Raw genomic sequence first — 25,344 nt, 5'->3', positions numbered from 1 at the left:
CGGGACCCGGCCATTGGCTTGTTGCTTACTTGGTCCAGACGTCCTGCACGATGTGCGCGGCCTGGTTCTCCCACTGCGCGTACGCATCCGGGAACGCCGACACCTGAACCTTCTGCGCCGCATCCGTCAGCGGCATATCCTGCCAACCATCAACCTGCTTCAGGTTCTTCAAGAACGCGGTCGAAGCGTAGGTCGGGTCCGTGATCTGCTCCGGCGAACCCCAACCCGAACTGGGTCGCTGCTGGAACAGACCCAGCGAGTCATGGTCGTTCATGTCACCCAGATGACCCAGGTTCTCCAGCTTCGACTCCTGCATCGAGGTCGCAACCGCAATCACCGCACCACGCTCACCCATACCCAGCTTCTTCGCCGTGTCCGTGATGGCCTTGGCGTTAGCGAGCTGCTCCTTGCTCAGGTCGATGCTCGACTGCGCACCCTGCGTACCATGCGGCACGAGCTTGTCCATACCCGGCTTGTCGGCCGTCACCTGCGCGACCGTGGTCATCGCCGGGGCAGCATGCTCAGCCGGGGACGCGAACACGTGACCCACAGGCCCCGCAACCGCACCACCAACAAACGCCAGACTGGCAACACCCAGAGCGGTCTTACGAACAAACGAAGTCTTGGTAACAGCGGTGAAAGTCGTCTTCACGATGGTTCACCTTCCAATCGGGGGTACCAAGCACGCGCACACAGGGGGAAGCGGCGCTGCACTCGGGAAGAAATACGAGGCCACAGCCGGCACGAGGCGAGAACACAACCCCGGCGCTGCTCCGGTCGTACGCGATGTATAACCACCCCCAGCCCGCCAACATTCCGCCAACCCGCCTCCGACGAGAGTTGATCAAGCCCAAAAACCTCGCACACCCGACACCCGGGTCAGCCCCGACAACAGATACAGAGAAAGAGTGGTTATCCGCGACGGGATAACCACTCAATCACTGAAACTGTGCAGTTGTCAGGCGTGTGCGGTGTGGGGCCTACTTACTGGCGGCGGAGGTGCGGACGAGGGTACGGATCTGGCGGAGCAGTACGGACAACGCGGCCAGATCCGAACGGGACTCGTCGAACTCGCCCATCGCCTTCTCCGTACGGGTGATCGAGGTCGCGTTCGACTCCTCCCACTCGCGTACCCGTCGCTCGGCCGGAACCGAGTCGGCGGTCGAGTGGAGCACCTCGGCGGTGAGTGCGGCGAGCGCCGCGTACAGGTCGTAGCGGAGCGCCATCCGGGCCAGGGTCTGCCAGCGGTCCTCCCGTGGCAACAGCGAGATCTTCGACAGCAGCGCGTCGACCCGGAACCGGTCGGAGAGGACGAAGTAGACCGAGGCCACCTCGGCGACGTCCCGGCCGTTGGTCGCCGCGGTCTCCACCACGTCGAGCAGACCGAAGCTGTACATCAGTCGGGTGACCTGCTGGGCCAGCGGACGCTCGATGCCGCGCGACATCAGCAGGTCGACGTGCGCGTCCAACGCCTGCCGCTCCGAACCGCAGAAGAGCTGGTCCAGCTCCGGCAGCAGCCGGGAGACGCCGTCGCGCAGCCGGGCGATCTCGGCGGGTACGTCGATCGGCGAGCGCCGGTTGGTGACCAGCCAGCGCACCGCCCGGTCGAGCAGTCGCCGGGTGTCCAGGTAGACGCCGGTCTGCACCTCGGTCGGGACCTTGTTGTCCAGGTCCTCGACGGCGGCCCAGATCTCGCGCAGCTTGAACACGTCCCGGACCACCACGTACGCCCGGATCACGTCGGCCGCGGAGGCGGCTGTCTCCTCCACCACCCGGTAGATGAACGAGATGCCGCCTCGGTTGACGGCCTCGTTCACCAGCACGGTCGTGACGATGTCCCGGTGCAGCCGGTGGTCGGCCATCCGGCTGCCGAAGCGCTCACGCAACGGGCTCGGGAAGTAGCCGGCGAGCACGTCGGCCGTCCAGGGCTCGTCCGGCAGGCCGTCGGCCAGGATCTCCCGCTCCAGCACGATCTTCACGTACGCGAGCAGCACCGCGAACTCGGGCGCGGTCAGTCCGGACTCGGTCCGTACCGCCAGTTCCTCGTCCGGTGGCAACGCCTCCAGCGCCCGGTTGAGCGCACCGGACTTCTCCAGGTCGCTGATCATCCGGCGGTGCACCGGCAGCAGCGACGCCGCCTGAGCCTGGGCGTTACCGATGGCGCGGGCCTGGTCGTAGTTGTCCCGGAGCACGTGCTCGGCGATCTCGTCGGTCATCTCGGCGAGCAGTTCGTCGCGCTCGGGTACGGTCAGCTCGCCGTCCGCGACCGCGGCACCGAGCAGGATCTTGATGTTGACCTCGTGGTCGGAGGTGTCCACCCCGGCCGCGTTGTCGATGAAGTCGGTGTACATCCGGCCGCCGGCCAGGGCGTACTCGATCCGGCCGAGCTGGGTGAAGCCGAGGTTGCCGCCCTCGCCGACGACCTTGGCGCGCAGCGCCTTGCCGTCGACCCGGATCGCGTCGTTGGACTTGTCGCCCACCTGGCCGTTCGACTCGGCGGCACCCTTGACGTAGGTGCCGATGCCGCCGTTCCAGAACAGGTCGACCGGTGCGGTCAGGATCGCCTTCATCAGGTCCTGCGGCGAGATGCTGTCGATACCCTCGTCGAGGGCGAGCACCGCACGTACCTGCGGCGTGACCGGGATCGTCTTCGACGTACGCGGGAAGATGCCGCCGCCTTCGGAGATCAGGCTGGTGTCGTAGTCCTCCCACGACGAGCGCGGCAGGTCGAACAGCCGCCGCCGTTCGGCGAACGAGACCGCCGGGTCCGGATCCGGGTCCAGGATGATGTGTCGGTGGTCGAACGCAGCCACCAGCTTGATGTGCTCGGAGAGCAGCATCCCGTTACCGAACACGTCACCGGACATGTCACCGACGCCGACCACGGTGAAGTCCTGGCTCTGGGTGTCGATGCCCATGTCGCGGAAGTGCCGCTTGACGGACTCCCAGGCACCACGCGCGGTGATGCCCATCTTCTTGTGGTCGTAACCGGCGGAACCGCCGGAGGCGAACGCGTCGGCCAGCCAGAAGCCGTGCGACACCGAGATCTCGTTGGCGATGTCGGAGAACGTCGCGGTGCCCTTGTCCGCAGCGACCACCAGGTACGGGTCGTCGCCGTCGTGCCGGACCACCTCGCGCGGTGGCACGATCTGCCCACCGACCAGGTTGTCGGTGACGTCGAGCAGGGCGGAGATGAACTCCTTGTAGCAGATGACGGCCTCGTCCCGGTCCCCCGGCTTCTGCTTCAGCACGAAGCCGCCCTTGGCGCCGACCGGCACGATCACCGCGTTCTTCACCATCTGCGCCTTCACCAGGCCCAGCACCTCGGTACGGAAGTCCTCGCGCCGGTCGGACCAGCGCAACCCGCCCCGGGCCACCGGCCCGAACCGCAGGTGCACACCCTCGAACCGGGGCGAGTATACGAAGATCTCGTACTTCGGGCGGGGTGCCGGCAGCTCCGGAATCGCCTGCGGGTCGAGCTTGAACGCCACGTACGCCTTGGGGCGCCCGTCGGTGGCCCGCTGGTAGAAGCTGGTCCGCAGGGTCGCCTGGATCAGCGTCAGGTACGAGCGCAGGATCCGGTCCTGGTCGAGGCTGGTCACCTCGTCCAGCGCGTCGCCGATGCTCTCCACCAACTGCTTGCTCTGCACCTCGCGCTGGCTCGCGTCGAGCTGCGACGACGGCGAGAACCGGACCTCGAAGAGCTGGACCAGCAGGCCGGCGATCTCCGGGTACGCGATGAACGTCGACTCCATGTACTCCTGGGAGAAGACCGTGCCGGCCTGGCGCAGGTACTTCGCGTACGCCCGCAGCACCACCACCTGCCGCCAGGTGAGGCCACCGCGCAGGACCAACTCGTTGAAGCCGTCCACCTCGGCCTCGCCGCGCCAGGTGGCGGAGAACGCGTTCTCCACGTGTGGGCGTACCTCGGCGAGGTCGCGTGCGCCGTCCTGCAGGTGCAGGCCGAAGTCGTACAGGTAGATCCGGCCGTCGACCCGGTCCACCTCGTACGGGTGCTCGTCGACGACGCTCACGCCGAGCGAGTGCAGCACGGGCAGGACGGCGGAGAGCACCATCGGCTCGCCGTACCGGTAGACCTTGAACCTGACCTCCAACTCCTCGTCGGAGGGGACGCCACCGCTGCCCGGCCGGGGCGAGCGCTGCTTGCGGAACATGTGCATGGCCAGTTGGCCGGGTTCCTCCAGCAGTTCGAGCTTGGCCAGGTCCTTCATCGCCTCGTACGGCGTGTGGTCGTCCTTGTAGCCCTCGGGGAAGGCGTCGGAGTACCGGCTGAACAGGCGCTTGGCCTGCTCGTCGCCGAGCTTGCGTTCGAGGACGAGGCGGTAGTCGTCGTCCCAGAGCCGGGTGGCGTCGGCGAGCCGTTCGGCGAGCAGGTCCGCGTCGACCCCGCCGGGCGGGTTCGACGGATCGGTACGGACGATGAAGTGGACCCGGGCGAGCATCGACTCGGTGACCCGGGTGGTGTAGTCCACCCCGATGCCGTTCAGCTCACGCAGCAGGATCTCCTGCATGCGCAGCCGGTTCTGGGTGGTGAACCGGTCCCGGGGCAGGTAGATCAGGCAGGAGATGAACCGGCCGTAACCGTCCCTGCGCAGGAACAGCCGCAGTTGTCGGCGCCCCGCCATCCGCAGTACGCCGATCACCGCGTGGTACAGGTCGTCGGTCTTGATCTGGAACAGCTCGTCGCGCGGGTACGTCTCCAGGATCTGGAGCAGGTCCTTGCCGGAGTGGCTGCGCGGGCTCAGCCCGGAGCGGTCCAGCACCTCGGCGACCTTGCGGCGGACGACCGGCAGCTCCCGGACGCTGGTCCGGTACGCCGAGGTGGAGAAGAGGCCGAGGAAGCGTCGCTCGCCGACCACCTCACCCGCGTCGTTGAAGATCTTGAAGCCGATGTAGTCGAGGTAGGCGGACCGGTGCACGGTGGCCCGTGAGTTCGCCTTCGTGATGATCAACAGGCGCTTTTCCAGCACCTTGTCGTGCGCCTCCGGCGTCATCGAGGTGAGCGCCCGGGGCGCCGTCGAGTCCTGCCGCAGGATGCCCAGACCGGTGCCGAGCACCGCCTCCAGCGCCTGCTCGGCACCGGCGGTGTCCGCGCCGTCCGTGTCGACCAGCCGGTACTCCCGGTAACCGAGGAAGGTGAAGTGCTCGTGGGCCAGCCAGCGGAGCAGTTCCACCGAGTCGGTGATGTCCTTCTCCGGCACCGGCGGCCGGGTCTGCGACGTACGGGCGGCGGCCAACTCGTCGGCGAGCGCGAGCGCCCGCTGCCGCATCTTCGGCCAGTCCTCCACCGCCTCGCGCACGTCGGTGAGCACCCGCTGCAATTCGCTGCGGAGTTTGTCGCGGGCAGCCGCGTCCCGGACCGGATCGATCTCGATCCGCATCCAGCTCTCCACCACGTCGCCGTCGATCGCGTCGTCCGGCTCCACGTCGGCGGCGACCTCGGCGAGCCGGCCGAGCGGCTCCCGGCGTACCACGACCAGTGGGTGGATCAGCATGTGCAGGTCGAGGTGCTGGGCAGTGAGCAGCGCCGTCACCGAGTCGACCAGGAACGGCATGTCGTCCGTGACGATTTCGATCACGGTGTGCTGCTGTTCCGGGGCCGGCTCGTGGATGCGTAGCTTCAGCTCGCCCGGCACCCGCTGCTGGGCCAGGTCACGGTGTGCCTGGGCGGCGGCGAGCATCTCCGCGGCGGTGAACCCGATCAGCTCCTCGTCCGGCGCGAACCGCCAGAACCGGTCGACCAGGGTGGCCACGTCGTGATCGTTACCAGCGAGCGCCACCGCCTGCGCGACGAGCCGCTCCGCGTTCGGTACCGGCTCGTCGAGATCGGCGTCCTCGACGTCGTCGGTCAACGCGTCCGGTGGCAGTCCCAGATCGTAAAGGGTGTCGACGCTGGCACCCGTAACCCCGCCCTCGACACGAGGGCCGTGGCCGTCGTCGTCGCTCGTGGGATCGAAGTTGTCGTCCCGGCCGGTATCGACCTGCCGGAGATCGGACTCCGGAAACTTAATCGCCGGACGCCGGTCCATCGGTGCCACTCCCCTCGACCCACCGCGTTGTGGGTCACTCTGCGCCCAGCCTATGCCTTGCCGGTTCACCCCTTGATCGGCGGACCGACGCACCGGACGTCCGGATCGCGACTTCGCCCTTTCACCCCTTGTGGGTACGGAGCACAGGTGTTCCTGAGTACCCCCACTCAGCAGGTCATCACACCTGGATCTCGGTTGCCTGCGAACCCGGCACGCAACCACCACCAGCGGCGCGGGCGTACTACCTTCAGGGATCGAATCGGGGACGAACGACCGAAAGGTGGCCGCCGCCACATGCGCCCGTACGAACACCGCATCCGTGCAACGTCCACCCGCCGCCGCCGACCGGTCGTCGCCGCGCTCGCCGGGCTGGGCCTGGTGGCCGGGCTGTTGGCCGGCTGCTCGGGATCCGACTCGCCGGAGCAGACGGTGGACGCCTTCCTGCGCGGATGGCAGGACGGAAAGCTCGACCAACTCCGCTTCGTCGACACGCAGGGGCAGGGCGTAACCGGCGCCAAGGTCGCCGAGGAGATCAAGCTGCTCTCCGGCGAACTGACCGCGAAGCTGCGCCGTGAGGGTAAGGCGCAGGTCCGCGAGGACGCCGCGACGGCGAACCTGACGATCGACTGGACCCTGCCCGGTGGCACCCACTGGGCCTACCCCTCGACGGTACGGCTCAAGCGTGACACCGAAGACCACTGGCGGGTCATCTGGGAACCCCGGGTGGCGCAGGAGAAGCTGACGGCCGGCGACACGCTGACCGTACGGCGGGTCGGCGCGCCACGCGGCCAGATCCTGGACGGCGCCGGGCAGCCGATCGTCGCGGCCCGGTCGGTTGTGCTGGTGGGCGTGCAGCCGAGCGAGGTGACCGACGTACCGGGCCTGGTCAAGAACCTGGACGAGGCGTTCAAGGCGATCCGGCCGGCGATCAACCCACCGATCGACCTCGCTGACCTGCCGGCCCGGATGAAGGAGGCCAAACCGGACGCCTTCGTCGACGTGGTGAGTCTCCGGAAGGAGGCGTACCAGCAGATCAAACCGCGCATCTACGACCTGCCGGGGACGAAGTTCCGGGAGGAGCAGCGCGAGTTGGCGCCCACCCGTGAGTTCGCCCGTGCCCTGCTCGGCTCGGTCGACCCGGCCCTCAAGGACGACCTCGACGCCAACCCCGGCGTGTACGCCGAAGGCGACCTGGTCGGCCACGGCGGCCTACAGGGCCAGTACGAGAAACCGCTGCGCGGCACCCCCGGCGGCACCGTGGTGATCAGTCGGCGCAACCCAGCGGGCGAACTCGCCCCGACCGACCAGGAGCTGTACCGGATCGAACCGAAGCCGGGTACGCCGTTGAAGACCACGCTCGACGTCAAGACCCAGAACGCCGCCGACGCCGCGCTCGGTGCCGATCCGCACCGTACCGCCCTGGTGGCGATCAGGATCAGTGACGGCTCGGTCCTCGCCGCCGCCAACGGCCCCGGTGGCGGCACCGAGAATCTGGCCCTGACCGCCCAGGTGCCGCCCGGCTCGACCTTCAAGATGGTCAGCACGCTGGGCCTGCTCGACCTGAACGCGGTCAGCCTCGACGGTCCGGTCGACTGCCCGAAGAACTTCACCGTCGACGGGCGGTCGTTCAAGAACTCGAACGACTTCGAGCTGGGCAGGGTGCCGTTCCGTACCGACTTCGCCAAGTCGTGCAACACCGCGTTCGCCGCGCTGGCGCCGAAGCTCGGTGACACCGGGCTGGCCGAGGCGGGCCGGAGCCTCGGCCTGGAGGCCAAGTGGGAGCTGGGCGTGGAGGCGTTCAGCGGCAAGATCTCGACCGGCGGTTCGGCCGTCGAGCGCGCCGCCGCCACCTTCGGCCAGGGCACCAACCTGGTCAGCCCGATCGCGATGGCCGCCGCCACCGCCGCCGTTGCCAAGGGTCAGTGGCAGCAGCCGAAGCTGGTCCTCGACCCCGCACCCGCCGCACCCGCGCCCGCCGGGCCACAGCTCAAGGCCAGCTCGGTCGAGCCGCTGCGGACCATGATGCGCGAAGTGGTCACCGTCGGCAGCGCGACCGCGCTCAAGGACGTTCCCGGCGCACCCGTCCACGGCAAGACCGGAACCGCGGAGTACGACGACAACCCGGCCAACACGCACGCCTGGTTCGTCGGCTGGCAGGGCGACGTCGCGTTCGCGGTCTTCGTCGAGCGGGGCGGCGGCAGCGGTGACACCGCGGTCCCGATCGCCGAACGCTTCCTCCGCAACCTGGCCGCCCGCTGACCCATCCCCACCCCACCTCCCCGTCCCCGGGACCAAATACAGAGGAAGAGGGGCTATTCCAGCTTGGATAGCCCCTCATTCTCCGTATTAGTGAGGTTCGGAGCGGTGGGGTGCGGTCAGGCGGGTGGGTCGGGAGATGGAGTAGGGCGCAGTCGGCCCGGTCCGGCGGACGGCGGGGGACCGACCGGCTCCGGTGCACGGGGTTCCGGTGGCGTAGCGGCCTCGGTCCGCGTCTCGTCGCGGTCGAGCCGCGACTTGCCTCGGCCGGCGCCTTCACGCCGTAGGTCTGGATCGCCGTGCGGCTCGGTCGCCGGACCGGTGGGTAAGAGCGGCATGCCGGACGGCCGGGCGACGGGCCCGAGTACGACCGGCGCCTCGATAGTCGGGGCCCGCTCGACCACCAGCGCCGGTTCACTCACCGGCGACGACTCGTTGACCGGGGGCGGCTCGCCGACCGTAGGGAGATCGACGGCCGCAGGTGGTTCGGTCGGCGTGGGTGGCGCGATGGCTGCAGAGGGCTCTGGCGCGTCGTCGACGCCCATTCCGGCGACCGACGACAGCCCGCGCCGCAGGGCGTTCGGTGACTTGGGCGAGCGGGACGACGGGTGGCGTTCCACGGCGGTGTCGAGCATGTCCGCGCCGAGCGCGCTCACCGGTCCGAACGCGCTCGCCGAGGGCCGCACGGCGGAGGACGTACCGGACGGGGTACGGGCGCCGGACGACGTACCGGCGGAGTTCTTGCGGATCGGGCGCAGGCCGCCACGGCCGGTGGCCGAGGACTGGGCCGGCAGCAGCCGGGCGGGGGGCGTCTCCGGTGCGGCGACCGGCGCCAGACCGGCGGCGAGGGTGGCGACGATCTCGGCCGCGTACGCGCCGTCCTGGTCGTAGTCGGGGTCGAAGACGGTGATCTCCACACCGAGGCAGTGCGGGGTGTCGACGAGTCCGGCGAGTAGCAGTTCCAACTCGGGGAACGCGATCCCGCCTGGGTCGGGCGCGTCGACCGCCGGCATCACCGCCGGGTCGAGTACGTCCACGTCGATGTGCACCCAGTAGCCGGCACAGTCGGCAAGCTGGTCGTGCGCCCACTGGGCGGTACGCGCCGCCCCTTCGGCGCGCAGCGTCGGCACCGGCCGGGTCACGATGCCGGCCGCCTGCAGGTCGAGTCGGTACTCGTCCTGGGCCCGGATGCCGAGCACCACCACGTCGACGTCCCGGAAGTACGGCCGGCGGCCCTCGATCGAGGCGAGGTCGGGCTGTCCGCGCCCGGTGACCAGGGCCAGGCCCTCGCCCGCGGCGGCGCCGACGTACGAGGCGTTGCCCGGGTGCCGGAAGTCGGAGTGGCCGTCGACGTAGACCAGCCCGATCCGGCCGCCGACCGCCTCGCCGAGCCGGTGCATGGCGAGCGCGGAGCCGAGCACGATCGAGCAGTCGCCGCCGAGGACCACCGGGAACTCGCCCCGGTCGATGATCGCGCCGATCCGGTCGGCCAGCGCCCGCGAGTACGCCCCGATCGCCCCGGCGTGGCTGACCCCGTCGCCGGGGCGCCAGTCGCCGGGGTCGTACCGCGACGGGGTGAGGCAGCCGGCGTCACGGGCGGCGAGCCGGTTGATCAGGTCCTGGTCGCGCAACGCCCCCGGTGCCTTGGCGCACCCCGGCACGGACGTGGCGGTGGGCGGACGCAGGCCCAGGTTCGAGGGTGCGTCGAGGACGGCGATCCGGCGCATCATGGGCTCCCGTCCTCGTTCCCGACCCCGGTGCCGACCGGTACGCAGCTCGTACTCACCTGGTCAGGCCTTCCGAACCCATGTGATCACACTTTTCCCGCACCCAGGGTCAGGCATTTCGCACTTGCCTCGTCAGACTTTTCACGCTCCATGGTCAACCGTTACCCGGCACACCCCGGCCGGCCGTCCGACCGGGCACCGGTCAGAACAGCGCGCTGGCCAGCGCCCGGCGGGCTCCGGCTACGGCCGGGTCGTCCGGTCCGGCGACGGTGAACAGGGAGAGCAGGTGGCGGCGGATGCCCTCGCGGTCGTCGCCCGAGCTGCGCCGGATCAGGCTGACCAGCCGCGCGTACGCCTGCTCCGCCTGGCCGGAGAGCACCTCGATGTCGGCGGCCAGCAGATGCGCCGGTACGTCGTCGGGGTTGGCCTCGGCGGCGGCGATGGCCGCGTTCGGGTCGACCCCGGTCACCCGGCGGGCCAGCGCGACGTGGGCCAGGCCGGCCTCGGCCGCGGCGTCCGCCGGTGCATCCGAAAGGATCTTCTTGTACGCCCGTTCGGCCGTGTCGAGATCGCCGGTGATGAGCGCCTCGTCGGCCTCACCCAGTCGGGGATCCTCGGGCGTGTCGACCGCCACCCCGCCGGCCTTGAGTACGGCGTCGAGCCACTGCCGCAGCTGCGCCTCGGGCACCACGCCGGAGAAGGCGTCCACCGGCTGGCCGCCGATCACCGCGTAGACCATCGGGATGCCCTGGACCCGGAACATCTGCGCGATCCGCGGGTTGGCATCGACATCGATCTTGGCGAGCACCCAGGCGCCGCCGCCCTCCACCGCCAGCCGCTCCAGCACCGGCGAGAGCTGCTTGCACGGCTCGCACCACTCGGCCCAGAAGTCGATCACGACTGGCGTGGTCAGGGAGCGCTCCAGCACCTCCGTCTGGAACGTCGCCTCGCTGACGTCGATGACGGTGACCCCACCTCCACCTGCGGCGCCGGCCGGCGCGGCAGCGGGTGCGGACGGGGTGGCCGGCGGCTGGCCGGCGGGTCGGGCGGTCGGCTGGGCGGCGCTGCGCAGCGCGCCGAGGTCTACCGCGCCGCGGGTGAAGATCGACGAGGTGATCCGTGGGTCGCTCATGGTTGTCTAGTCTCGCACGCGCGACGCCCAACCCAGACCCACCGCCACGGCCGTGAACATCACCCCAGCCAGCGCCCATAGCCCGAAAACCGGGAATAAATCCGGCCAGCGCGGCGGCGTCAGTTGGAAATCCCGGTCGACGAAGATCGGCAGATAGTCACCGGCCAACCACCAGGCCGCCCCGGCGGCGAGCAGCCCGGCCAGCGACGCGCTGGTCACCACCGGTAGGTACGACCAGCGGGCCGCCGCACCGACCACCCCGGCCGACAGGCCCTGACGGCGCAACGACCGGCCGTCCTCGACCCGCCGCCGCCGGTCGACGGTGACCATCAGCACCAGACCGCAGAGCGCGAGCAGGATGGCGAACCCACCGGCGAGCAGATGGAACCAGACCGCGAGCGCGGGCGCCTGCCGGGCCAGCCGGGCCCGTTCCCCGGCGGCCGTCACCTCGCCGATCACCTGCAGTCCCCGCGCCTCCAACCGGTCGACCACGTCAGCCGGCGCCTCCGCCGTCAACCACACCTCGGCCCTCGGCAGCAGGGTGCCGCCGAGCGACTGCCGCTCGGCGTACTCCAGGTCCAGCAGGACGCCGCGACCACCCACCCGGGGCAGCACCCCGGCATCGAGGACCCGCTCCACCTCGTGCAGGTCGGCGTCGAGTCCGGGCAGCCGGCCGGGTACCTCCCCGGCCACCAGTGCCGGCAACCGGGCCGGTACGTCCGACGGCAGCGCCCAGACCAGTTCGTCCTGCGCCAAGCCGGTGATCGGCAGCCGCAGTCCCCGACCGGCCGGGTCGGCCGCCGCGTCGGGTGTGCCACGCCACCGCGCCGTATCGGCGAAGTCCGCCGGCCCGACCGCCACCTCACCGGAGTCGAGAGCCCGCAGTTCGACCAGCAGCAGCTCGCCCGGATCCGTACCGGGTCGCTGGTAGCTGGCCTGGACCCCGACCACGCGGCAGCCCGACACGCACCCCGGCACGTCGACCGGGTAGTCGTGCCGACCCGTACCGAGCACTCCGAGCGGTACGCGCAGCGGCGGGCCACCGGCCAGCGACCGCAGCACCAGGGTCGCCTCCAGTTTGGCGCCTTCCACCTGGGTGGGAACTTCCACGGTGAGCGCCGCCCGGGCGGATCGCAGGACGAACGGCGCCGACACCGGCGTACGCAGGCGGGCCGCGGCCTGTTCGGCGGGCAACCCGAACTCGGCCCGCCAGTCCGGCACCCGGGGCAGCGCCTCGGCGTCCACCAGCAGCAGCGACGGTGCGTTGTCGTCCGGCGCCGGCAGGACGCCGACGGCCATCGCGTACTTGCCGGCCGGGTCGACCGCGCGGACCGTACGCAGCAGCACCCCGGCGTCCACCGGCAGTACGCTCAGCGCCCGGTCCGCCCCGGTCTGCACGCCGGCCCGCTCGGCGCGGGCCCGGTCCGACACCTCGACCGCCGCGGCGGCGAAGGAGAGCGCCGCGACCGCCACCGTGACCAGCACGAAGAGTCGTTGGCTGCCAGGCCGGCGGGCAAGCTGGAGCAGACCCAGCGCCGGACCGATCCGGCCCCAGCGCAACGCGACCGCGCCGAGCCGAGCGGCCAGCGGCATCAGCAGCCGTGCCGTGACCAGCGCCACCGCTAGCGCCACCAGGCCGGGTACCAGCAGCGACAGCCCGACCAGTTCACCGTCGAAGCCCCGCAACTGGAACGCGGCCACCACCGCCAGCACCACCACGGTCGCCTCGACCGCGACCGAACGCCAGTTCACCGACCGGGCCGGCACCCGGCGCAGCAGGTCGACCACCGGGGTGGAGACCACCCGGCGCTGGGCCAGCAGGCCGGCGATCAGCGCACCGGCGACCGCGACCAGGGCCGCGGTCAGCGCCGAGCGCGGCGGCAGGACACCGAACTCGGCGTCCATCCGGGAACCGGCGATCAACTGGACCCCGAGCGTGCCGACCAGGAATCCGATCGGCGCGCCGAGCAGGATCGCCAGCAGGCTCTCGCCGGTCGAGAGCCACCAGCGGATCGGCGTACGGATGCCGCGCAGCGCCACCAGCCCCAGTTCGTGCCGGCGGGCGGCGGTGCCGAACGCGACCGCGAGGAAGATGACGAACCAGCAGAGCGCCACCAGCGGTACGGCCGCCACCGGCACCACCTGCCGGGCCAGCCCGCGCGAGTCCTCGATCCGGTCCAGCAGGTCCGGCAGGTCGGCCAGCACCATCGCGTACCCGCCCGTACCGGCGCCGCCGCCCAGGTCGTCCTTCAACTCCTCGAACTCGGCCCGCAGCGCGGGCAGCCGGTCCGGGGTCAACGCGCCCGGTCCCGGGATGCTGTCGACCTGCCGTAGGTCGCTGGGATGTGGGATCACGTCCAGCCCGGACCGGGTCACGAAGAGCGGTTCGCGGACCGTGTCCGGGGTTCCCGGTACGAAGTGCGCCGACCGCCCCCAGTACAGCTCGGCCGGGTCGACCGGGCGGTAGACGCCGACGACCACCAGGGTCACCGGGTCGCCGACCGGGACGTACCGGTTCTGGATGGTGTCGAACGTGCAGGCCACGACGGTGACCTCGGTCCCCGGCGCGAGCCCTCGCCGGGCGGCGGTCGACTCACCGACCAGCACCTCGCTGTTGGCCACGGCGCACCGGCCGCGGACCAGGACCAGGTGCGGGCAGACGTCCTCGCGGAACACCACCGAGGACTGCTCGGCGTCGCCGACCTCGATCCCGAGCACGCCGAACTGGGCCGAGTACACCGGACTGAAGCCGGGCAGGGTGAGTAGCGACGAGGTCATCTGGTCGAACCGGCTGTCCTGGGTGTCCGATTCGCTGAGCACCGTCGTGAGGCTGACCGTACGTTCCCGGCGCGGTGCTTCCGCCACCACCACCGCGCTGCTGGCCCGGTCCACGGCGGCCAGGTACACCGGACCGGCGACCGCCGCCCCGGTGGCGAAGATGCTCAACAGGAGCAGCACCACCGCCGGCCCGCGCCGGGCCATCAGCATCGACCAGACCAGACCGATCACGGCGCCTCCCTCGGTGCCCGAAGCGCGCCGTCCCCTCGGGTGGTGACCGCTCGGACCAACTGGGTCGACGCGGTCGCGGCGGCACCGCCGAGCACGACCAGCGCTCCGAGTACGGCGAGCAGCACGGCGAGACCGCCGGGGGCGGTGGAGGTCGGCAGCAGCCCCCAGCCGTCCACGAACAGCGGCATGGTGGCGCGCAGCAGCGCCCCGGCCAGCACGGAGGCGCCGACGCCGAGCAGCACCGCGCAGCCGACCAGGAGCAGGTCACCGCCGTACGCGACCCGGCGCACGGCGCCCGGGGGCAGACCCTGCACCCGCAGTGCCACCAGGTCGGCCCGGCGGCCGTCCCGCTCGACGGCGGCGGCGACGGTGAGCGCTCCGGCGGCGAGCAGCAGGCCGATCGCCCCGGCGAGGAGTTGGAAGCGCAGTGTCGACGGCGGCCCCTGCCGGGCCAGCCGGTGCTGCACCGCACCTGTCGATTCGGTGTCGACGATGGTCAGTCCCTCGGCCCGGAGCCGGTCGGGCAGGTCGTCCGGGGCGTCGGGGGCGAGCCAGACCTGTGGCTCGTCGCCGAAACCACCGGCGGCGAGCCGGTCGGCGTACTCCAGGTCGACCAGGAGTCCGTTGCCCGGGACCTGCGGCAGCGCCCTGGCCGCCGCACCGACCCGGATCGGTACGGCGGTGCCGCCGAAGAGCCGCAGCCTCGGATCGCCCGGGACCGCGACCGGTGTCCGGCCGGTCTCCAGCACCGGCAGCGGAACCGGTGCGTCGATGAGGTACGCCCGCGCCAGCGGCAGCGCCCCGGTCGGTATCTCGGGTCGGGTGGTCACGGTGAGCCCGCCCGGTCTGGCCGCCACCATCGGTGCGGGCAGGTCCAGGAGATCCTGGGCCCGCCAGCGCAGTGGATCGCCGAGCAGCGCCGCGGTGAGCACCGGACCGGCCGGCCCGGTCAGGCCGTGCAGTTCGACGGTGCGTCCGGCCGCCGTGATCAACTCCCCGGACGAGTTGCGGCTGGCCAGGTCGAAACCGACCAGGCGGCAGCCGGCCGGGGCGGTGGACGGCTCGGCCGACGCTGGCGTACCACAGCCGGCGGCCGGTGCGCGGTAGTCGGCCCGGCCGGTGGTGACCGGGCCGAAGAGCACCGGTACCGGGTCACCACCGGCGTCGACCAGTTGCGCGATCACCAGCAGCGGCGGCGCCTCCCGACCCGGTACGGACGGGACCTGGCTCGCCACGGCGGTCAGGTCGAGCGTCAGGATGCCGTCCGGCACCAGCACCGATTCGGGTACGGCCGGCCGCAGCAGGCCGACCAGGTCCCGGGTGCCGGCCGGGGCGTACTCCGGTTGGCCGGTGACGACCCGCTCGAACCGGGGTGAGTCGACCGCCAGCATGGTCTGGCCGTTGCCGCCGCTGACGCTGTTGCGTACGACCGCCATCGCGTGCGTACCGCCGGGGTCGGCGGCCCGGACCGCGGCGAGCAGGTGCGCACGGTTGCGGACCTGGACGGTGAGCACCCGATCGGCGCCGAGTTCCTGTGCCGACCGGCGGTCCCGTGCCTGCTCGCTGGCGGACCAGCCGGTGACCGCAGTGGCGAAGATCGCGACCGCGACCGTCATCAGGGCGAAGATCCGGTGCGTGCCCGGCCGACGGGCGACCTGCAACGCGGCCAGCAGGACCGGCAGCCGGCCGGCCCGCAGCGCCCGGCGGCCGGCGCGGACCCCGAGCGGGCCGAGCAGGCGCCCCGCCACCAGGGCCAGCACCACGGCCACCAGGGCCGGCGCGACGAGCACCAGCCCGGTCGCGCCGCCCGGCTCCGGGTCGGTCACCATCGCCTGGTAGATGCCGGCGCCGGCCACCGCGACGAGCACCAGGTCGACGACGTCCGCCCGCCAGCCGCGTCGGCGCGGCGGTACGTGGCGCAGCAACTCGACCACACCGGAACCGATCGCCCGCGAGTCGGCGAACACGACGGCGACCAGCGCCCCGACCAGCGCGGTCCCGGCTGCGGCGAGGGAGAGGGCGGTGGCGGTCGCGGACCGTCCCGGGTCGGCGACCGCACTGTGGAGCTGGCGGGCGGCGAGTACGCCCAGCCCCACGCCGACCAGCGCACCGGTGACCATCGGCAGCGCGCTCTGCAGCATCACCAGGGCGCTCACCCGCCACCGGGCACCACCGCGCAGCTTGACCAGGCCGATGTCGGAGCGACGCTGCTCCGCGGTGTGCCGTACGGCGAAGTAGAGGGCGAACCAGCAGACCAGCAGCAGTTGTACGGCGGCGACGGTGACCCCGAGGTTGAGCAGGTCCTGTTCCCGGTACACCCGCTCGGCCAGCCGCCGGGCGTTCGTCTCCACCCGCCAGGAACCGGCCTGCTGGCCCTGCCGGGCGACGTCGGCGACCAGGTCGTACCCGTCGATCCGGAGGAAGGCCGAGGCCGGCAGTTCCAGGTGGTAGTCGGCGTTGATCTCGCGCAGCGGTAGCGCGGCCATGGTCGCGGCGGTGACGAACATCGAGTCGCCGGAGCTGGTAGCGCTCGACTCGTTGCCGACCACGCCCCCCGACTCGCTCAGCGCCCAGTACGGCGACACCGGGTCACGCAGTTCGTAGAGGCCGACGACGCGTACCGGCAGCACGCCCGAGAGACCGGCCTCGAAGACGACCTCCGCCCCGAGGCCCACCTGGAGCAGTTCGGCGGTACGCCGGCTCAGCACCGCCTGCCCCGGCCCGTCCGGGCAGGCCCCGTCGACCAGCAGGTGGGAGCAGACCCTGTCCCGGTAGGCGATGGTGAGCCGGACCTTTCCGGTCGGGCTGGCGGCGTTGCCGCTGTAGCGCAGGGCCACGGTCGGACTCGTACCCGGCACGGTGAGGGCTCGTGCGCCGCTGGTGCGGGCCACGGTCAGCAGGGCCTCGCCGGTGACGTTCTCGGCCGGTGGTTTGACCACGGACCCGGTCGCGCGGGCGGCGAGGAATCTCGGGTCGGCCCCCTCGACCTGGGCGAGCGCCACGGTACGGGCGGTGGCCAGGACGTACCACGGTGCGGCGGTGGCGGCTGCCACGGCAAGACCGGTCAACACGAACAGGATCGCGGCCTGCGCCCGTCGGACCCGGATCGCGCTCAGGACCAGGCCGAGCATGGCACCTCCGGGCGACGGTCGTCGATGCGGACCAGCGCCGACCTTATCGTCCGGGACCTCGGAAAATCTGTCCCGCGGCTCGGACCGGGACACATCGGACCCGGCCGTCCGGGTCCCGTCGCGGAGCTAGCCAGTCGGCTCCCGCGGTGCCGGCGGCGCCGCCCCGACACCGCCGATCACCAGGGTCACCACGCCGTCGGTCCGGTCGACGGTGAACAGCGTGCCGGGCGGGAACTCGCCCAGCACCTCCGGCGGCAGTTGGACGGTGCCGTCGCCGGCCACCACCGCGAAGTCCTGCCCGTCGCGGCCCTCGGCGCCGACCCGACCGTCCCGGATGGTCACCGCGCGACCGAACCTGGCCCCCACCACCGTGTCGTGGGTGACCACCACGATGGTCGTACCGCGTTCGGCGTTGACGGTCTCCAGCGCGTCCAGCACCTCGTCGCGTCCGCGGGTGTCGAGCTGGCTGGTCGGCTCGTCGACCAGGAGCAGTCCGGGCGAGGCGGCGATGCCGACGGCGAGCGCGGCCCGCTGCCGGGCGCCGGGGGCGAGCGTGTCGATGCGTACGTCGCCCTGGCCGCGAAGTCCGACGAGGTCGAGGATCCGTTCGGGGTCGTCCAGCGTGATGCCGGAGGTGGCGGCCGCCCGGCGCTGGGCCAGCCACACGTTGCGCTGCAACGAGGCGTACGGCAGCAGGTTGCGGGCGGCGCCCTGGAGCACCACCCCGATCTCGGTGCCGCGCAGTCGGGAGATCTCCCGATCGGTCAGCTTGCCGAGGTCGTACGTGCCGACGCTGACCCGCCCCGCGGACGGCCGCATCAGCCCGGCGAGCAGGGCGACCAGCGTCGACTTGCCCGAGCCGGACGGCCCGACGAGGGCGAGCATCTCCCCGGGGTTGATCGAGATGTCCACCCCGGAGAGAGCGACCACGTCAACCGCCTCGGCCCGGTAGATGTGCACGACCCGCCGACACGCCACCGCCAACCCAGTCATCGCTGATAGCTATCACAGGCTCACCAGCGAAACCACCCCGTGTACGTCAGAAGCGGGCGGGTTCGCGGTAGACGCCCCACTCGGCGCGCAGCGCGTCGCAGATCTCGCCGAGGGTGGCTTCGGCGCGTACGGCGTCGAGCATCGCCGGGATCATGTTCTCGCCGGTACGCGAGACCGCCACCATCCGTTCCACGGCTGCCTTGACCTCGGCGGTGTCCCGGCCGGTCTTGCGTTCGGCGAGCACCCGGCGCTGTTCCAGCTCCACCTCGTGCGAGATGCGCAGGATCTCCAGCTCCTTGGCCGTCGTCCCGGTGTGTACGTTCACCCCGACGATCTTCTTCTCGCCCTTCTCCAGGGCCTGCTGGTAGCTGAACGCCGCCTCGGCGATGTGGCCGGTGAACCAGCCGTCCTCGATGCCGCGCAGGATGCCGGAGGTCATCGGGCCGATCTGGTGCGGTCCCTCGCCGCCGAGCTGGCGGATCCGGGCGAAGATCTCCTCCGCCTCGGCTTCGATCCGGTCGGTGAGTGCCTCGACGTACCAGGAGCCGCCGAGCGGGTCGGCGACGTTGGTGACGCCGATTTCCTCCATCAGCACCTGCTGGGTCCGCAGCGCGATCTCGGCCGACTCGTCGGTCGGCAGGGCCAGGGTCTCGTCCAGGGCGTTGGTGTGCAGCGAGTTGGTGCCGCCGAGTACGGCGGCGAGCGCCTCCACGGCGGTCCGTACGACGTTGTTGACCGGCTGCTGCGCGGTCAGCGAGACGCCGGCGGTCTGGGTGTGGAAGCGCAGCCAGAGCGCACGCTCGTCGGTGGCGCCGTAGACCTCGCGCAGCCACCGGGCCCAGATCCGGCGGGCGGCCCGGAACTTGGCGATCTCCTCGAAGAAGTCGAGGTGGGCGTCGAAGAAGAAGCTGAGTCCGGGGGCGAAGACGTTGACGTCCAGTCCCCGGGACAGGCCGAGTTCGACGTAGCCGAAGCCGTCCGCGAGCGTGTACGCCAACTCCTGTGCGGCGGTCGAGCCGGCTTCCCGGATGTGGTAGCCGGAGACCGACAGCGGCTTGTAGCGCGGGATCTCCCGGGCGCAGTACTCCATCAGGTCGCCGATCAGGCGCAGGTGCGGCTCCGGTTCGAAGAGCCACTCCTTCTGCGCGATGTACTCCTTGAAGATGTCGGTCTGCAGCGTCCCGTCCAGTGTGGACAGGTCGGCGCCCTGCCGTTCGGCGGCGACGAGGTACATGCAGAAGACCGGCACGGCCGGCCCGGAGATGGTCATCGAGGTGGTGGTGCCGGCCAGGCCGATGCCGTCGAAGAGGGTCTCCATGTCGGCGGCCGAGTCGATGGCGACGCCGCAGTGCCCGACCTCGCCGAGCGACTGCGGGTCGTCGGAGTCGCGGCCCATCAGGGTCGGCATGTCGAAGGCGACCGAGAGCCCGCCGCCACCGGCGCCGAGGATCATCTTGTAGCGCTCGTTGGTCTGCTGGGCGTTGCCGAAGCCGGCGAACTGCCGGATGGTCCAGGTCCGCCCGCGGTAGCCGGTCGGGTAGAGACCCCGGGTGTACGGGTACTCCCCCGGCCAGCCGATCCGCTCGAAGCCGGGGTGGTCGGTGCCGGGCGGCGGGCCGTAGACCGGCTCGACGGGCGTACCCGACAGCGTGGTGAAGTCCGCGTCCCGCTTGCGGGCCGCGTCATACCGGGCCTGCCAACGGGCCCGGCCGGCATCGATCTCGTCGGCGTTCATCCGGAGAGCTCCTCCTCGAGTCCTCGACTGCCAGTCGAGCATAGAGGGCTTTCCTGAACGATCGCTAAGCCAGCCTACGATCAAGGACCTTCCGCCACCGGATCGGAGGTGATCCGGAGCGAAAGGTCCTAAAATCGCAGCAATTTCAGCTCGGTGACCGGCGACCCGCCACGGGGTGACCCGGTCACCGGCGGTCGACCGGTGACTCAGGCTCCGGCGGCCGGCGCGGCGGGCAGCTCGATGTCGTCGACCTTGACGTTCACCTGGGTCACCTGGAGGCCGTACTTCTCGACCGCCTCGATGACCTTGGCCCGTACCGCCTCGGTGACCTCGCCCACGACGTGACCGGCCTCTAGCACGATGACGATGTTGATGGTCGCGGCCGTGCCCTTCACGTCGACCGAGACACCACGGCCGGCGTCACCCACCTCGTCCAGCCCGATCCGGTCCAGCACGCTGTTGAAGAAACGCGCCACGTCGCCGCCGAGTTCGGCGACACCCGGCACCTCACGCGCCGCCGTACCGGCGATCTTCTCCACGACCTCCTCGGACACTGCGGTGGTGCCGCGCGGTGCGGCAGCCGGCGCGGCAGCCGCTGCCGCCTCGGGTACGGCACTGCCCGCGGCGTCGCCCTCGGTGTTCTGCACAACCTCGCTCATGCTGACTTCTCCCCTGGTCTCGGCACCGACCCCGGCGCCCTGCGCGATGAGGGAGCCTACTCGGCACGCCCCGTTCGCGGGATGGCCTGACGGATAGTGTCCACCGAGGACGGCAGGGCAACCGGGGCCGGAACCCGCCGTCGACCGGCGCAGCCGGTGGCCCGGACGGCTAGCCGGACACCGGGGCGGCCGGCACCGGCGCGGCCGAGCGGACAAGTTCGGCGCGACCGTCCAACAGGTGCAGTTCGGCATCGCAGGCAGCCGCCGCCTCCGGGTCGTGCGTCGCGAACACCACCGCCACTCCCCGGTCGGCCTCCGCCCGGAGCAGTTCGAGCACCCGCTGCCGGTTGCCCGCGTCCAACTCGCTGGTGACCTCGTCGGCGAGCAGCACCTCACCGCCGAGCGCCAGCCCACGGGCGATCGCGGTGCGCTGCTGCTGCCCGCCGGAAAGCTCCTCGACGAGCTGGTCGGCCTGACCGGCCAGGCCGAGCCGGCCCAGCGACTCGGCGGTCAGCCGGCGGGCCTCGGCCGGTGGGTTACCCCCGGCGATCAACGCCACCTGGAGGTTCTCGCCCGCGGTGAGGATCTCGGCCAGGCCGTTGTCCTGCGGCACCAGCACCACCCGGCGGGCAACCGCGTCGTCGCGGTCCCGCAGCACCACACCGTCCACCTCGACCCGACCGGCCGTCGGCCGGACCAGGCCGGCCATCGCCCAGAGCAGGGTGGTCTTGCCGGCACCGGAGGGCCCGGTCACCGCGAGCAACTGGCCCGGCCGTACGGTCACCGACACCTCGCGCAGGACCGGCTCACCGCGGCCGTACCCGACCGTGATCCCGTCGACCCGTACCGTCCTACCCACGCCGCGAACGTTACCCCGCAAGGCGGTCCACGGACGCCCCGGCGACTATCCGGTGGACCGTTGGTCCAGCTCCGCGAGCAGGTCACCGGCGGCGGCGTACGGATCCAGCGAACCGGCGGCGACCTTGGCGGCCAGCGTGGCGAGCCCCGTACCGTCGCGCAGAGAGCCCAGCCGGGCCCGCAGCGCGCCCAGCGCGATCGCCTCGACCTCGGCGGCGGCCCGCGCCTCCCGGCGCCGACGCAGCTCGTCGTGCTCGACCAGCCAGGCCCGGTGCCGCTCGATCCCGGCCACGATGTCGTCGATGCCCTCGGCCCGCGACGCGATCGCGCGCAGCACCTGCGGGCGCCACTGCCCCGGCCCGCGCTCACCGAGCGCGATCATGCCCTGGATGTCGCGGACGGTGGCGTCGGCGCCGTCCCGGTCCGCCTTGTTGACCACGAAGATGTCGGCGATCTCCAGGATGCCGGCCTTCACCGCCTGGATCGCGTCACCCATGCCGGGTGCGAGCAGCACCAGCGTGGTGTCGGCCAGCGAGGCGACCTCGACCTCGGCCTGGCCGACCCCCACCGTCTCGACCAGCACCACGTCGCAGCCGGCGCCCTCCAGCACCCGGACCGCCTGCGGCGTCGCCGCGGCCAGCCCGCCGAGGTGGCCCCGGCTGGACATGGAACGGATGTAGACGCCCGGGTCGGTGGCGTGCTCCTGCATCCGGACCCGGTCGCCGAGGATCGCCCCGCCGGTGAACGGGCTCGACGGGTCCACGGCGAGCACACCGACCCGGTGACCACCGGCCCGCAGCGCCCGTACCAGCTCGTTGGTCGTGGTCGACTTGCCCACGCCGGGTGCGCCGGTCAGCCCGATCACCTGGGCCCGACCGGCGTACGGCGCGAGCGCCGCGGCCACCTGCGGCAGCAGTTCGTCCCCGGACTCGACCAGGGTGATCAGCCGGGCCACCGCGCGGGCGTCACCGTCGCGGGCCCGCTCGACCAGCACCGGTACGTCCCGACCGCGTCGCACCGTCACTCCCGCTCGCCGGCACCACTCGGTACGTGGATGATCAGCGCGTCGCCCTGCCCACCGCCACCGCAGAGTGCCGCCGCCCCGGTGCCACCGCCGCGTCGGCGCAGCTCCAGGGCGAGGGTGAGGACCAGGCGCGCCCCGGACATGCCGAGCGGGTGCCCGAGGGCGATCGCGCCACCGTTGACGTTGACGATCTCGCTGCTGATCCCGAGGTCACGGGTGGACTTGATGCCGACCGCGGCGAACGCCTCGTTGATCTCGACCAGGTCCAGGTCGGCGACGCCGAGGCCGGCCTTGCGCAGCGCCTGGTTGATCGCGTTGGACGGCTGCGAGTGCAGCGAATTGTCCGGTCCGGCGACGTTGCCGTGCGCGCCGACCTCGGCCAGCCAGGTCAGCCCCAGCTCGATCGCCTTGGTCTTGCTCATCACGACCACGGCCGCGGCACCGTCGGAGATCGGCGAGGAACTGCCCGCGGTGATCGTCCCGTCCGGGGTGAAGGCCGGGCGCAGTCGGGCCAGCGTCTCGACCGTGGTGTCCGGGCGCACCCCCTCGTCCGCGCTGATCACCAGCGGGTCACCCTTGCGCTGCGGCAACTCCACCGGGACGATCTCGTCGGCGAAGACGCCGTTCTTCTGCGCGGCGGCGGCCCGCTGGTGGCTGGCCACCGCGAAGGCGTCCTGCTCCTGCCGGGTGATGCCGTGCTTGACCCCGTGCCGCTCGGTCGACTCCCCCATCGCGCAGCAGTCCCACGGGTCGGTGAGCCCGTCCAGCGCCATGTGGTCCTTGATCGTCACGTCGCCGTACTTGTAGCCGGTGCGCTGGTTGAGCAGCAGGTGCGGGGCGTTGGTCATCGACTCCATGCCGCCGGCCACCACGATGTCGAACTCGCCGGCCCGGATGAGCTGGTCGGCCAAGGCGATCGCGTCGAGGCCGGAGAGGCAGACCTTGTTGATCGTCAGCGCCGGTACGGACATCGGGATGCCCGCCTCGACGGCGGCCTGCCGGGCCGGGATCTGGCCGGCACCCGCCTGGAGAACCTGCCCCATGATCACGTACTGGACCTGGTCGGCGGCGACCCCGGACCGCTCCAGCGCACCCCGGATCGCGATCCCGCCGAGCTTGCTCGCCGACAGGTCCTTGAGGTTGCCCAGCAGCCGCCCCATCGGGGTACGCGCACCGCTGACGATCACCGAAGCCATGACTCTCCGCCTCCGAGGGGTGGGCCGATCGTGCACCTTAACGATTGTTCGGCCAGACTAGCGCTATGGCAGAAGAGCACCCCGTCGAGACCGCTGCGGACAAAATCACAGGCATCGGCCTCCGACGTATCGACCACGTCGGTATAGCGGTCGCCGACCTTGACACCGCGATCGAGTTCTACCAGCGGGTCTTCGGGATGCGGTGCGTACACACCGAGGTCAACAACGAACAGGGCGTACGCGAGGCGATGCTCCAGGTCGGCCCGACCCCCGACGGCGGCCACCTGCAACTGCTGGCGCCGCTGTCACCGGAGTCGGCCATCGCGAAGTTCCTCGACCGGTCCGGCCCGGGGGTGCAGCAGGTGGCGTACACCGTCACCGACGTCGACGCGGCCGGTGCGGCGCTGCGCGAGCGCGGCATGCGCCTGTTGTACGACACCCCGAGGCGCGGCACCGCCGGCTCCCGGATCAACTTCGTCCACCCCAAGGATGCCGGCGGCGTCCTGGTGGAACTGGTCGAACCCGCCCGCCCCTGACCGCCACGGCCGGCAGGTGGATGTGAAACCGCCCCGGGCCGGTTCGGGGGGAGCCGGACGGCCCGGGGCGGTTACCGCGACCGGGTCAGGCCGGCACGGTGTCGTACGACTCGATCAGGTCGGCCGGCAGCGGCTCCAGATCGGTCGCGCGCAGGAAGTCACCGAGCGTGGTGCCGGTGCAGGCGGAGTCGACGTTCTCGGCGCCGACCCGCTGCTCGACGTCGCGGCGGTTGACCGCCCGGAAGTCGATGGAGAAGCGGGTCTTGCCGGAGGTGTTCGGCACCGTGGTGTGCAGTTGCGCACCCGAGAAGAGCAGTACGCCCCCGGGCGGCGTGATCACCCGGATGTCCGGCTCGCGCGCGATCTGCTCCTCGGCCTCGGGCTGCTTGCGGGTCTCCGTCTCGACCTGCTGCGCCGCGGCGGTACGCCCGTGCGCCACCCACTGCGCGTAGTTGTAGTCCCGGGAGCTGTTGCGCACCCCGTTGGAGAAGTACGGCGGGTGGAAGGCCATCACGTTGGCCTCCTCGACGTCGTACACCGGCATCCAGAAGTTGAGCTGGGACATCGGCGCGGAGAACCAGGTGTCCCGGTGCGACTCGAACTGCAGGGTCAGCCCGGCGTTGAGGTACTCGCTGGTCATGCTCCGCAGCCGCGGTACGTCGAAGTAGGTCTGCTCCACGTCGGCGCCCAGGTCGGCGAGCATGCCTCGGACGAGTTCCTTGCTCCGGGGGTGGTTGATGAAGGTCGGTTTGAGGTCGGCGAGCACCTGCACGTACTCGGGCCCGGACAGGTGGTGCTGGGCGTCCGGCGGGAAGTGCGGCGCGAACGCCGACTCGGCCATCTCCCGCGCGAAGGCGACCAGCGCCATCGAGTGCGGGGTGGGCGAGTAGACGAACAGGTCCCCGCCGAAGAGCTTGCGCCGCCGCTCGTCGTCGGACATGGGCGAGTCGAAGTACACCACCGTCATCGCGGCCTCCTGCGAAGAGATCCCAGCCGGGGGTCACGGTATGCCGCACCGGGCCGAAGCCGAAAGGACTT

At 71.4% G+C, this 25,344-nt stretch carries 14 protein-coding genes and 1 pseudogene; 2 read left to right on the top strand and 13 right to left on the bottom strand.

The genetic code is table 11. The features are described 5' to 3' along the window. Positions 1 to 25 precede the first annotated feature (25 nt). Both AB0J90_RS08255 and AB0J90_RS08250 read right to left on the bottom strand, forming a co-directional pair. Entirely contained in the window at positions 26 to 652 is a 627-nt protein-coding gene (locus AB0J90_RS08255) for a hypothetical protein (RefSeq protein ID WP_363593474.1), read from the bottom strand. Between the two features lie 328 nt (positions 653 to 980). Next, positions 981 to 6,050, bottom strand: a complete 5,070-nt coding sequence (locus tag AB0J90_RS08250; RefSeq protein WP_363593472.1) for an NAD-glutamate dehydrogenase — start codon at positions 6,048 to 6,050, stop codon at positions 981 to 983. A gap of 294 nt (positions 6,051 to 6,344) precedes the next feature. Between AB0J90_RS08250 and AB0J90_RS08245 the strand changes: the two genes are divergently transcribed. Next, positions 6,345 to 8,309 (top strand): penicillin-binding transpeptidase domain-containing protein, encoded by a 1,965-nt coding sequence (locus AB0J90_RS08245; RefSeq protein ID WP_363593470.1) that lies wholly within the window; start codon positions 6,345 to 6,347, stop codon positions 8,307 to 8,309. 821 nt (positions 8,310 to 9,130) lie between these two features. Here the strand turns inward: AB0J90_RS08245 and AB0J90_RS08240 are convergent. The 10 genes and pseudogenes from AB0J90_RS08240 to AB0J90_RS08195 form a co-directional block, all read right to left on the bottom strand. After that, positions 9,131 to 10,036, bottom strand: a pseudogene (locus tag AB0J90_RS08240) (arginase family protein); the annotation flags it as partial. Positions 10,037 to 10,235: 199 nt separating this feature from the next. Continuing rightward, a complete protein-coding gene (locus AB0J90_RS08235; protein ID WP_363593469.1) occupies positions 10,236 to 11,165 on the bottom strand; it encodes a tetratricopeptide repeat protein in 930 nt (309 codons plus the stop codon). A 6-nt stretch (positions 11,166 to 11,171) separates the two neighbouring features. Then, positions 11,172 to 14,174, bottom strand: coding sequence for an FtsX-like permease family protein (locus AB0J90_RS08230; RefSeq protein WP_363593467.1), 3,003 nt, complete (start codon positions 14,172 to 14,174; stop codon positions 11,172 to 11,174). Then, positions 14,171 to 17,305, bottom strand: a complete 3,135-nt coding sequence (locus tag AB0J90_RS08225; protein ID WP_363593465.1) for an FtsX-like permease family protein — start codon at positions 17,303 to 17,305, stop codon at positions 14,171 to 14,173. Before AB0J90_RS08225 ends, AB0J90_RS08230 begins: the two co-directional genes overlap by 4 nt. Before the next feature lie 126 nt (positions 17,306 to 17,431). Continuing rightward, positions 17,432 to 18,298 carry an ATP-binding cassette domain-containing protein gene (locus AB0J90_RS08220; protein WP_363593463.1) on the bottom strand — a complete coding sequence of 289 codons (867 nt, stop codon included), beginning with the start codon at positions 18,296 to 18,298 and terminating at the stop codon, positions 17,432 to 17,434. 46 nt (positions 18,299 to 18,344) lie between these two features. Further along, complete coding sequence (locus AB0J90_RS08215; RefSeq protein WP_363593461.1) at positions 18,345 to 20,033, bottom strand: methylmalonyl-CoA mutase family protein; 1,689 nt, start codon at positions 20,031 to 20,033, stop codon at positions 18,345 to 18,347. Between the two features lie 206 nt (positions 20,034 to 20,239). Continuing rightward, entirely contained in the window at positions 20,240 to 20,692 is a 453-nt protein-coding gene (locus tag AB0J90_RS08210; RefSeq protein WP_363593459.1) for an Asp23/Gls24 family envelope stress response protein, read from the bottom strand. A 169-nt stretch (positions 20,693 to 20,861) separates the two neighbouring features. After that, the gene (locus tag AB0J90_RS08205; protein ID WP_363593457.1) at positions 20,862 to 21,551 is read right to left on the bottom strand and encodes an ATP-binding cassette domain-containing protein; all 690 of its coding nucleotides are present in this window, start codon (positions 21,549 to 21,551) and stop codon (positions 20,862 to 20,864) included. A gap of 45 nt (positions 21,552 to 21,596) precedes the next feature. Beyond that, a complete protein-coding gene (gene meaB / locus AB0J90_RS08200) occupies positions 21,597 to 22,568 on the bottom strand; it encodes a methylmalonyl Co-A mutase-associated GTPase MeaB (RefSeq protein WP_363593455.1) in 972 nt (323 codons plus the stop codon). A 2-nt stretch (positions 22,569 to 22,570) separates the two neighbouring features. Then, complete coding sequence (locus AB0J90_RS08195) at positions 22,571 to 23,770, bottom strand: acetyl-CoA C-acetyltransferase (RefSeq protein ID WP_326562907.1); 1,200 nt, start codon at positions 23,768 to 23,770, stop codon at positions 22,571 to 22,573. A gap of 65 nt (positions 23,771 to 23,835) precedes the next feature. Here AB0J90_RS08195 and mce point away from each other — a divergent pair, with 65 nt between their 5' ends. Beyond that, on the top strand, positions 23,836 to 24,306 hold the full coding sequence (mce, locus tag AB0J90_RS08190) for a methylmalonyl-CoA epimerase (RefSeq protein WP_363593453.1): 471 nt from the start codon (positions 23,836 to 23,838) through the stop codon (positions 24,304 to 24,306). Positions 24,307 to 24,391: 85 nt separating this feature from the next. Here mce and AB0J90_RS08185 read toward each other — a convergent pair whose 3' ends face one another. Next, positions 24,392 to 25,273, bottom strand: coding sequence for a hypothetical protein (locus tag AB0J90_RS08185; RefSeq protein WP_363593451.1), 882 nt, complete (start codon positions 25,271 to 25,273; stop codon positions 24,392 to 24,394). Between the last annotated feature and the right edge of the window lie 71 nt (positions 25,274 to 25,344).

This window comes from Micromonospora sp. NPDC049523 (genome assembly GCF_040676775.1).
In the GTDB taxonomy this organism is placed as follows: Bacteria; Actinomycetota; Actinomycetes; order Mycobacteriales; family Micromonosporaceae; genus Micromonospora_G.
The sequence above is the reverse complement of the archived record's forward strand: the minus strand, read 5'-3'. Positions and strand labels throughout refer to the sequence as shown.